The sequence below is a fragment of the Paracoccus lichenicola genome, assembly GCF_009708075.1.
Classification (GTDB): domain Bacteria; phylum Pseudomonadota; class Alphaproteobacteria; order Rhodobacterales; family Rhodobacteraceae; genus Paracoccus; species Paracoccus lichenicola.
Genome location: NZ_WMBT01000029.1, coordinates 1 through 9116, shown reverse-complemented (window position 1 = coordinate 9116; position 9116 = coordinate 1). Strand labels below are relative to the sequence as shown.

Genomic DNA, 9116 nt, shown 5'->3' with positions numbered 1-9116 from the left:
GACGTCGCTATGCACGTCTCTTAGCCGATCACCCCACGCTCAGGCAGGCGGTGGAAATCGGGCGGTTACATTCCTTGGGAGATGCTGCCCCTTGAGTTCGGCTGCTCCGGCATGACCTGCTGGCGCAGGCTGCGTGACTGGCAGGCAGCCTGCGTCTGGACCAGGCTTCACCGCGTTCTTCTGGAGCGCCTTTCTGATGCGGGACAACTGGACTGGAGCCGCGCGTCTCTCGACAGCGCCTCCGTGTCGGCGAAAAGGGGGGTGCCGAGACAGGCCCGAACCCAACGGATCGCGGAAAGGCGGGGACGAAGCGCCATCTTGTGGTCGACCGCCGGGGCACACCGCTCGGGGTGCGCCTGAGCCCGGCCAACCGGCACGACAGCCTGATGCTGGCGCCCACCCTCGACGCCGTGCCGGGGGTGCGCCACGGTCGTGGCCGTCCGCGCAAGCGGCCCAGCAAGCTTCACGCCGACAAGGCCTACGACAGTCACCGCTGCCGGTCTGAATGCCGGGCCCGCGCGATCATGCCGCGCATTGCTCGGCGGACGGTGGACAGCAGCGAAAGGCTGGGCCGCCACCGATGGGTCGTCGAACGCACGCTGGCCTGGCTCAACCGCTTCCGCCGCCTAACCGTCCGTTACGAGCGACGCGCCGACATTCACGAAGCCTTCGTCATACTCGGCTGCGCCCTCATCTGCATCAACCAGATCAAGAGGTTTTGTTAGGTGTTCTAAGGGTTAGGGTTCATGCTCTGGCAGAACGAGGGACCGCTTCGTCCACGAGTTGCGGTCCTACGCCAAGCGATATCGATGCGAAGAGCCCTTAGCCATTACTCAAAGCCGTGCTACATTCGCCTTGTGTTTGACCCGGACAAAAATGCTTCATGGCTGCACTCGTTCGTCGATCGAGCCGTGCGTGCTTATAAGCGCATCCAACGCATTCATTGGGATTCCTACGGGAAACTCGGGAAGATGAATACTTGGCTGAGAAGCCTTGCAGTGGCTGGAGCATTCCTGCTGATCGCTTACTTGATTTTGCCCTGAGCGTCCGCTTCGTCCGCAAAGCTGTCACTAGCCCCTGCCTGCCCGCTCGGATCAAAGCGGGCTGTAGGGCAGGCAGGGGCGGGAGCGAGAGCCTAGAGTTCGTGATCCCAACCCCGGTCATGCCCGCGCCGCTCCCGGACCCGCTCCTGCTCCCTGACGCGCTCGGCCTCCCGCTGCTGCTCCTTGTCCAGGCGCTCCTGCTGCAAACTAGCAGCGCGTTCGGCCGCCGCATCCAGGTCGATGCTCCGCGCCGCTTCGCGCAACCGCTCGGCCAGGCTCCTGGCGCTTTCCGGCTCCCGCGTCGGGCTACGGTCTGGGGAAGGTCGATCCTGATGGGCTTCCCAGACTGCCCGCAGCTGCGCTGCGAGGTCGGCACGGCTATCCCGGGTGTGATCAGGTGTCTGACGCCTGCCGTGGCGGGCAGACGCCAGATCCTGTCCCTCGTCGCGAACTGCGCCGCGATCGGGGCTAGCATGGGCAAGCTCATGCCCGGGCGTCAAGCGCTCCATCGTCCGCCCGAGCCACTCCCGCACCTGGCCCGACAGCCGCTCCGCCACCCGCGCCACTTCAAGGGCCTGCGCCTTGACCTCGCGCCACAGCTGCACCGCCGCCACCTCGACGCCGCGCTCCTTCAACTGCCAAGCCCCGGGCGACAGATGCGGCAGGGGCCTCCGGTCCAGTTCCACCGCCCGCACCGTCTCGCGCAGGGCCAGGGCCTCGTCGCCCCGCTCCCGCGCCTGCACCGAGCGTTCCAGGGCTTCTTCGCGCTGCGCCTCTAGCGTCCGGTGGTCGATCCGCGTCTCATGGCCGCATCGCTCAAGGGCGCGGTTGCTGTCCCGCGCCCATGCCTCACGCCATCCTTCCAGCATCTCAACCGCGTTCCAGTCGCGGTTCTTGGTGGAAAAGCCCTCTGGGCCGATCTCGCGGGTGGTCAGCAGGATATGCGCATGGTGGTTGCGCTCGTCGCCCTCCCGCCCCGGCGCGTGCAAGGCAATGTCTGCGACCATGCCGCGGTCCACGAAGGACCGCTGGCAGAAGTCGCGGACCAGCGCGATGCGCTGCGCTTGGTCCAGCTCGGCCGGCAGCGCCACGCGTATCTCGCGGGCGACCTGGCTGTTCTTGCGCGTCTCGGCCCGCTCGACCGCGTTCCACAGCGCAGCGCGATCCCGGACCCATTCGGGCGATCGTTCGGGGGCGAGGATCTCGACATGCTCGACACCGCTGCGTGCTCGGTAGTCGAAGGAAAGACCCGTACGCTCATCGTGGATGCGCTCGCCGGAACGATAGGCGGCAGCGCCGGTGGCGCTGCGCCCGGTCGAGCGGGAAATCATCGTGGCCCGCAGGTGATAGATCGCCATTCCGTGTCGCGCTCAAGCCAGGGGTTCAAAGGGGAGTGCAACATCCCCTTTGCCCACACAAACGCGTAGCGTTTGTATAAGTGGGCACTTCGTGTCTTGCACCGTAGCAGCTAGGAGGCCAGAATTGCAACCATTAGGAGACCGAAGGATTGCAGAATGGCGCGGACCATTGATCAGCAGATTGCCGAGGCGCAGGCCCGGCTGAACCGTCTTAGAACCAGGGCCAAGGCATCGGAAACCCGCCGCAAGATCATTGTCGGAGCGGTGGTCACAACAGAGGCTTTGAAGGATCCCAAGATCGCCCGGTGGATGGCTGCCACCTTGCGCAAGACCGTCACCCGCGAGGTCGATCAAAAGGAACTGGTGGGACTGCTGGCCGAACTCGATGCCAAGGCGCAAAGCGCCGGGACGGGTGAGCCATGAGCGTCAAGGATCCCTTCCAGGCTCTGGTTGATGAAATCACCCTCGCCCGCAACGATATCGAACGCCTCCAGCGGACCAGCCTGGATCGCAAGGAAGCGGAAAAGCTCAATGCCGTGGTGGCCCAGGGCCTCGACCGCATGGCCAAGGTCGGCCCGGCGCTCCAGCAGAGGATCGAGCAAAGCCTGGCCACCGCCGCCCTCGATCTGCGCCAGCACACCACGTACGCGGCCTCGGAAGGCGCCAAGGAGGCCATCCGCACAGCACAGCTCGAAAGCATCAAGGCAGCGGGTGACCTCCGCAAGGCCGCCGGAGAGGCTCGCAGAGAGGCCTGGAGGTGGTTCGGCGGGTTCTGGGTCTGGCTGGCCTCTGTGGGCGCTGCATTCTTCGCTCTGGGCCTCCTGACCATGTTCCTGCTGCAGGGGCGCGCCGATGCGTCCAAGTTCGGGCAGAGCCCACGCATCTTCTGCAAAGCGGCAGGCGGGAGCGTCGAGACCAATATCAACGGCTACAAGTTCTGTGCCTTCTGGATCGACACGCCGCCAGGACAGGAATGATCAACCTGTGATTGTACATTTGGACAAGTTTCCGGGTGCGTCAGCTTCCGGCATAACCAACCCATCAGCCGAGCGGCCTTTGTGTTGTGTTTTACGAGTTCGCGTCGCTCGGCTGGAAAATCCCCCTGAACGAACCTGACCTGAACTGATGCCCTATGGGGATCACGCCGCAGGTTGGATCGACACCTTCAGCCCGAGTGCCTTGGCGACCTTCAAGACAGTGGAGAGCGTCGGGTTGCCTTCACCAGACAAGGCCTTGTTCAGCCCCACCCGGCTCATGCCGACCTCGCGGGCAAGCGCTGTCATGTTCCGGGCGCGGGCAACCACCCCAAGGGCACGGGCGATATAGGCCGGATCGTCGCCGCCTTCCTCCATGACGGCTTCGAGATAGGCGGCAATGTCTTCCTCGGTCTTGAGGTAGTCGGCACTGTCGTAGCGGGCAAACTGTTCTTCCGTCATGGCTCAACCCTTCCACTGTTCGGCCAAAACCTTGGCTTGCTTGATGTCCCTGTCTTGCGAGGACTTGTCGCCCCCACACAGCAGGATGATCAGAACCGGGCCACGTTGAATGAAATACACCCGATAGCCTGGCCCATAGTTGATCCGCAGCTCCGACACTCCGTCGCCAATAGGCTGCGCATCCCCTGGATTGCCGCCAGCAAGGCGATCCAAGCGGGCAGCAATCCGGGCAACCGCCCGGCGGTCACGCAACCCTGAAAGCCAACGATCAAAGGTTGCACTACGGATCAATTCAGTCATGCGACAACTATAGTTATCAAGTGCTGCCCTAACAACATAGGTGATCCCTTGTTCTTAGCTGCTGACAGCACAGCAAAGCGGAACAGACGCAAAAAATGTGTCCTTCGGACAAGTTTTTATGTCGGTTCCGTCCCAGCGCTGCCCGCCGTTCGCCTGCTCGTGGGCGGCCACTCACGGCGACCATCGCCGCGCCGGAACCTCCGTGTATAGATCATAAGAAGGGCAAAAATATGGAATCAATTATTTCAATGGCTTAGCCTGTGGATAGTGTCGTCAGATGTCCGGGGGTTAGGACATGGGTGTCCGGGGTCTGTCACATATCGTGACAAACGCTTGCACTAATCAGGATCCCTCGATAATCATTTGTCACAAGCTGTGACAACAGAGGCACAAGCCGTGACAGATATTTCCGCACCCTCGGACATTGGACGCCCACCGTTGCGGGGGACATTCATCCAGACTGATCGTGCCACGCATGAGGCATGGGCAAAATTCTCAATCAAGCGTCCCGCAGCATCTGCCGTTTTGCACTATCTGGCTGCGAACGTAGGATACCATAACGCGGTGGTTATTCCGCAAAAGACGGTTGCAAAAGCGCTTGGAGTGTCAGACCGCACCGTCCGTCGAGCTGTTGAAGACCTTTCAGAAGGGAATTGGATTCAGGTGGTCAAAATAGGTGCAGGTCGGGAATGCGCCTATGTGCTTAATGATCGGGTTGCATGGGCAGATAAACGCGACAATCTGCGTCTATCGAGATTTTCTGCCGAAATTATCGCAGATGCTGACGACCAATCAGAGCATACGCTTTCAGGTCCTCAACTATATCGCCTACCTGATCTCTTCCCTGGCGAAGTACAGTTGCCATCAGGAGAAGGCCTTCCGCCTGTGTCGCAGCCGTTTTTCGAGGGGATGGAGCCTGCCCTACCTGCCACTGGGCGAGAGGATTGATGCCCAGTGCGCATGCCCACTCTGTTGCCCACTTCTGTGCCCATGTCTCCCACCCAAGTTGCCCAAGCGACGGGAACAAGCCGCAGGACTGTGATGCGCGCTATAGAAGCGCAAGAGTTAAAGGCTTTCCGAGACAACCGGAACCATTGGAAGATTACACCACAAGCGATTGAAGAATGGGCAAACGCCCACTGTGCGCCCACTGGGCAACGCCCACCTGATGCCCAGGTACTTGCCTACTCCGTCCAAGTACCTGCCCAAGACGAAACGACTTTGGAACTGGCAGCGGCCCGCGCTACAATTGCCCAGTTGGAAGCACGGCTCGAAGATCGTGCCGCCTTAGTGCGTGCAGCTGAGGATCGTGCCCAAGCGGCAGAACTGGACCGTGATCGTTGGCGCAATATGGCGGAGCGACTGGTTGAACCATCAGTACCGCCAGCCCTCCCTTCCCGCCGCCGCCGCTGGTGGCCCTTCTAGGCCCTTCCGCTCAACCTGTGGGCGCTGCACCAGTTTGTAACGGGTCTTATGGGCCAGGAGGGGGGAAGGGCCGAGATCGCGCGAAGGTTGTGCGACGAGGGGGCCGCTGTGGCCGGACGGGCACCCGCAAGGCGCTCCTAGAAGACAAGCAAGTCAAGAAACTTGCAATCAGCCTTGGGAGCATCAACGGCTTGCAAAAATGATGCCTATGGGTTTGCTGATCGAGATTCAAAAAAAGGACCAGCACATGTTCCGCCCTACTGTTCTCCTTGGCATTGTTCTTCTGTTTTCCGCCTGTTCCCCAGCCGACGATTTCAGGCAGCAGAAGATCGCTGCACGTCGGGCTGCTGCAGAACAGACGCACGAGATGGCCAAGAACCCGGCCGCCGTGCAGCAGTTTTTATCAAACACCACAACAAAGGTCTGGAACGCACATGGAACCCAGATCGAATATCTGGCAGCAGATGGCCAGACATTCTTGTGGTATCCCGACAATGTCGCCGTCGTAAAAGGACGCTGGAAGCTGCAAATGGCGCGTTATGGATTAGAGATGTGCTTCCTCTACGGCGAGAACTCTCTAAATCCTCTAACTGGGCAGAATGGAGGGCAGTGGGAGTGCGACATGGCCGCGTACTACCTGCTTAATCGAGATGAAATTGTTGATGGCGATCCATTGAACCTGATCGCGGGGGTGCCATTCGTCATGCCTCGCAACATCAATATTTCCATTGCTCAGGCAATGAACAGAGCGGGTCGTGGTCAGCTTCGCGAGCCAAACAAAGCGATGGCACCACAGTATCCGAGCGGCAATTAATCTATGACCTATCGCGCCCCGCCTGCCCGCTCAGATCAGAGCGGGCTGTAGGGCAGGCAGGGGCGGGGCTTTGAGTCCTTTGCAGACACTTGGAAAGAAAGGCAGGGCAGGCGTATGGAGATCCTGCTCACGGTCATAGCTATTGTGGTGATAATCTACATGCTGGGTGAGGCGGCTGCCAAAGCGATCTTCTGGAAAAAACATTATCCAGCCTATGTCAGATCGCGGGCTTCCCGAGGAAAGCGGTCATCAAAGATCCATTTCCTGCTAACATATGGAAGTATACTTGATCCAGGCGACTGGTTAGAAGCACGCCGCCGTCCAGGATTTATCTTAATGTCACTGGTCTCTGCTGTTTTAAGCTTTTCCATGATCCTCGCGTTGCTACTGGTGCCTTAGGAGATCGAGCATCAAAGAGCAGAAGTGGGCTCAGTGGATCTTTGATGCCCATTGCAGACACTTGAAACAAAGGACTGTATGAGCTTGATGAACGATTTCTTCCTTTCCCTTGCCTTCGGGGCCGCTTGGTCAATCCCGGTTGCAGTTACAGCAATCATATTACCAAGAGGAAAAGCGCTTGGCTTGATGAACGGCATTGCCTTGATCGCCATTCTGATAGCCTTGGGACTAAGAATTTATGGACGGATCGAGGGTGATATTTCGGGTTACATCCTGACCATGGCCGCCTTGCAATGCGAGGTCGTAACTGCAGCAGCCCTGCTCATGCGGCTATGGGTCAAGCGAAGGATCGTCTAGGGCCTTGGGCGCATTTTCAATGCGCAACCATTTCATTATTCAAAAGAGATTGAAGTTAGGTTGCTGCGTTGTACTCCGCTAGGCCACCACTCAGTCACAATACCCTCAGATTTTCTGACCAACTCTGGAAAATAATTAGAAAATTCTTCAATGTTTTTCGCTGAAGCTGGCCCTACTCTCAGAGAGTATTGACCTCTATTGTAATATTTTAACCCCTTATATTCTTGTGTAACATTATTTGATTTTATTAAGCTCGCAGATACTTCACCATTGTTGAACACCAAATATAATATCCCTTGCTCAGGATACAAAAGAGGCGTAATTGCACCCTGCAAATTATTAGGGACACGAACTGCGACGTGGCGTTCAGGAGAGAACATAACTAGGTTTCCAGCTATCCATTCATCAAGTTCTTCAACTGCGCTATTATTTAATCCAACCGCAGTAGACATGGAATAGATATAGCCTTTTATGGGTAGCGTCCACGGGCGTGGTGTAATTTCACCGGCACGCTCGGTGTAATCTCAGGTGGCCATCGAGGTGTATGGTCGAGGTGGAGTTTGGCGACTTCAACCACGGACCCACGGAGACCCCGATGACCAAGACCAACATGGACCTGTCAGAGTTTTTACAAAAGCATGATCAGGGCGATCTGCTGCGCAGCATCGCCGAGGCTGTCCTTCAACTGATCATGGAGGCCGATGTTGACGGCCTGATCGGTGCTGGGCGCCATGAACGCAACGGCGACCGCACGACTTGGCGCAATGGGTATCGAGATCGCTCGCTCGACACCCGTTTGGGCACGCTGAACTTGCGGGTGCCGAAACTGCGGCAGGGCACTTACTTTCCCGGCTTCCTCGAGGCACGCAAGACCTCGGAGCAAGCGCTCGTGGCCGTCATCCAGGAAGCCTGGATCAGCGGCGTCTCGACCCGCCGCGTCGACGATCTGGTGCAGGCCATGGGACTGAGTGGCATCTCGAAGAGCACCGTCTCGAAGCTGTGCAAGGACATCGATGAGCGGGTCGGAGAGTTCCTGAACCGGCCGCTCACCGGCGACTGGCCCTATGTCTGGCTGGACGCCACCTATCTCAAACAGCGCCAGGGTGGTCGGATCGTCAGCGTCGCGGCAATAATAGCCGTCGCCGCCAACACTGAGGGCCGCCGCGAGATCATTGGCTTGGGCATCGGATCATCGGAAGCCGAGGCCTTCTGGACCGACTTCCTGCGCTCCTTGAAGGCTCGCGGCCTGGATGGGGTGAAGCTGGTGATTAGCGACGCTCATACTGGCCTGAAAGGTGCCATCGCGCGCGTATTTGAAGCGACTTGGCAGAGGTGCCGCGTTCACTGGATGCGCAATGCTCTGGCTCATGTCTCGAAAGGCCAGCACACGGTTGTCGCCGCCGCAATCCGGCAGGCCTTCGAGCAGCCCGACCGCAAGCACGCTGGCGAGACCTGGCGCCATGTCGCGGCGCAGCTCCGCGCTCGGTGGCCCAAGCTGGCAGACCTGATGGATGCCAGCGAACACGACGTGCTGGCCTACATGGCCTTCCCCCGCCAGCACCGCACCAAGTTGCACAGCACGAACCCGATAGAGCGCCTGAACAAGGAGGTGAAGCGCCGCGCCGATGTCGTCGGGATCTTCCCCAACGAAGCCTCCATCATGCGCCTGATCGGTGCTGTGCTCTTCGAGCAGAACGACGAGTGGCAGACATCAAGCCGCTACATGATGGTCGAGGCATTCGCCCAGATCGACAAGGAGGAGATCGACCCCATTCTCAGCATAACCACGAAAGCCGCCTGATCATGCCTTCAGGCCATTTGGGAAATTACACCAGCTTGACGGACGTGACCCTTTTATGTCTCCTGGTGCGCTATGATCGATATTTTCAAAGCCAGTTACGACAGGGGTGGTATTATACCAAACGCCTTGCTCTCTGACTCGCACGGGATTCCCTTCGACCTGAAAGTATGAATCATGGTTTTC

13 protein-coding genes and 1 pseudogene are annotated in these 9116 nt (G+C 59.0%); 9 read left to right on the top strand and 5 right to left on the bottom strand.

The window, feature by feature from the left end; translation table 11 throughout:
* Positions 1 to 69: 69 nt before the first annotated feature.
* A pseudogene (locus GIY56_RS17625) lies at positions 70 to 725 on the top strand (IS5 family transposase); the annotation flags it as partial.
* A gap of 410 nt (positions 726 to 1135) precedes the next feature.
* Here the strand turns inward: GIY56_RS17625 and mobQ are convergent.
* A complete protein-coding gene (gene mobQ, locus GIY56_RS17620) occupies positions 1136 to 2401 on the bottom strand; it encodes a MobQ family relaxase (protein ID WP_154766162.1) in 1266 nt (421 codons plus the stop codon).
* A gap of 156 nt (positions 2402 to 2557) precedes the next feature.
* Here mobQ and GIY56_RS17615 point away from each other — a divergent pair, with 156 nt between their 5' ends.
* Together GIY56_RS17615 and GIY56_RS17610 are read left to right on the top strand one after the other, a co-directional pair.
* Positions 2558 to 2824: a hypothetical protein gene (locus tag GIY56_RS17615; protein ID WP_154766161.1), complete on the top strand. Its 267-nt coding sequence runs from the start codon at positions 2558 to 2560 to the stop codon at positions 2822 to 2824.
* Positions 2821 to 3378, top strand: a complete 558-nt coding sequence (locus GIY56_RS17610; protein ID WP_154766160.1) for a hypothetical protein — start codon at positions 2821 to 2823, stop codon at positions 3376 to 3378. The genes GIY56_RS17615 and GIY56_RS17610 overlap by 4 nt, the downstream gene beginning before the upstream one ends.
* Positions 3379 to 3540: 162 nt before the next feature.
* On the opposite strand, the gene GIY56_RS17605 is transcribed toward GIY56_RS17610, so the two are convergent.
* Together GIY56_RS17605 and GIY56_RS17600 are read right to left on the bottom strand one after the other, a co-directional pair.
* Complete coding sequence (locus GIY56_RS17605) at positions 3541 to 3837, bottom strand: addiction module antidote protein (protein ID WP_154766159.1); 297 nt, start codon at positions 3835 to 3837, stop codon at positions 3541 to 3543.
* 3 nt (positions 3838 to 3840) lie between these two features.
* The gene (locus GIY56_RS17600; protein WP_154766158.1) at positions 3841 to 4137 is read right to left on the bottom strand and encodes a type II toxin-antitoxin system RelE/ParE family toxin; all 297 of its coding nucleotides are present in this window, start codon (positions 4135 to 4137) and stop codon (positions 3841 to 3843) included.
* 396 nt (positions 4138 to 4533) lie between these two features.
* Between GIY56_RS17600 and GIY56_RS17595 the strand changes: the two genes are divergently transcribed.
* From GIY56_RS17595 to GIY56_RS17575, 5 genes are all read left to right on the top strand, one after another.
* Positions 4534 to 5085 (top strand): helix-turn-helix transcriptional regulator, encoded by a 552-nt coding sequence (locus GIY56_RS17595; RefSeq protein ID WP_328288592.1) that lies wholly within the window; start codon positions 4534 to 4536, stop codon positions 5083 to 5085.
* A 12-nt stretch (positions 5086 to 5097) separates the two neighbouring features.
* Entirely contained in the window at positions 5098 to 5562 is a 465-nt protein-coding gene (locus GIY56_RS18980) for a helix-turn-helix domain-containing protein (protein WP_154766156.1), read from the top strand.
* Between the two features lie 208 nt (positions 5563 to 5770).
* Positions 5771 to 6376 (top strand): hypothetical protein, encoded by a 606-nt coding sequence (locus GIY56_RS17585; RefSeq protein WP_154766155.1) that lies wholly within the window; start codon positions 5771 to 5773, stop codon positions 6374 to 6376.
* Positions 6377 to 6490: 114 nt separating this feature from the next.
* Positions 6491 to 6775, top strand: coding sequence for a hypothetical protein (locus tag GIY56_RS17580; protein WP_154766154.1), 285 nt, complete (start codon positions 6491 to 6493; stop codon positions 6773 to 6775).
* Between the two features lie 87 nt (positions 6776 to 6862).
* Entirely contained in the window at positions 6863 to 7132 is a 270-nt protein-coding gene (locus GIY56_RS17575; RefSeq protein WP_154766153.1) for a hypothetical protein, read from the top strand.
* Between the two features lie 35 nt (positions 7133 to 7167).
* Here GIY56_RS17575 and GIY56_RS17570 read toward each other — a convergent pair whose 3' ends face one another.
* On the bottom strand, positions 7168 to 7584 hold the full coding sequence (locus GIY56_RS17570) for a hypothetical protein (RefSeq protein ID WP_154766152.1): 417 nt from the start codon (positions 7582 to 7584) through the stop codon (positions 7168 to 7170).
* A 143-nt stretch (positions 7585 to 7727) separates the two neighbouring features.
* Between GIY56_RS17570 and GIY56_RS17565 the strand changes: the two genes are divergently transcribed.
* The gene (locus GIY56_RS17565) at positions 7728 to 8933 is read left to right on the top strand and encodes an IS256 family transposase (protein WP_154766151.1); all 1206 of its coding nucleotides are present in this window, start codon (positions 7728 to 7730) and stop codon (positions 8931 to 8933) included.
* On the opposite strand, the gene GIY56_RS18675 is transcribed toward GIY56_RS17565, so the two are convergent.
* Positions 8934 to 9116: hypothetical protein (locus GIY56_RS18675; RefSeq protein ID WP_230312618.1), on the bottom strand; the 183-nt coding region annotated here is incomplete at its 5' end. It lies immediately after the preceding gene.

Coding starts and splice junctions, on each gene's coding strand:
- GIY56_RS17610 (WP_154766160.1), top strand. CDS start 2,821: ATGAGCGTCAAGGATCCCTTCCAGGCTCTGGTTGATGAAATCACCCTC.
- GIY56_RS17580 (WP_154766154.1), top strand. CDS start 6,491: ATGGAGATCCTGCTCACGGTCATAGCTATTGTGGTGATAATCTACATG.
- GIY56_RS17600 (WP_154766158.1), bottom strand. CDS start 4,137: ATGACTGAATTGATCCGTAGTGCAACCTTTGATCGTTGGCTTTCAGGG.
- GIY56_RS17585 (WP_154766155.1), top strand. CDS start 5,771: ATGGGTTTGCTGATCGAGATTCAAAAAAAGGACCAGCACATGTTCCGC.
- mobQ (WP_154766162.1), bottom strand. CDS start 2,401: ATGGCGATCTATCACCTGCGGGCCACGATGATTTCCCGCTCGACCGGG.
- GIY56_RS17575 (WP_154766153.1), top strand. CDS start 6,863: ATGAACGATTTCTTCCTTTCCCTTGCCTTCGGGGCCGCTTGGTCAATC.
- GIY56_RS17605 (WP_154766159.1), bottom strand. CDS start 3,837: ATGACGGAAGAACAGTTTGCCCGCTACGACAGTGCCGACTACCTCAAG.
- GIY56_RS17615 (WP_154766161.1), top strand. CDS start 2,558: ATGGCGCGGACCATTGATCAGCAGATTGCCGAGGCGCAGGCCCGGCTG.
- GIY56_RS18980 (WP_154766156.1), top strand. CDS start 5,098: ATGCCCACTCTGTTGCCCACTTCTGTGCCCATGTCTCCCACCCAAGTT.
- GIY56_RS17570 (WP_154766152.1), bottom strand. CDS start 7,584: ATGTCTACTGCGGTTGGATTAAATAATAGCGCAGTTGAAGAACTTGAT.
- GIY56_RS17565 (WP_154766151.1), top strand. CDS start 7,728: ATGACCAAGACCAACATGGACCTGTCAGAGTTTTTACAAAAGCATGAT.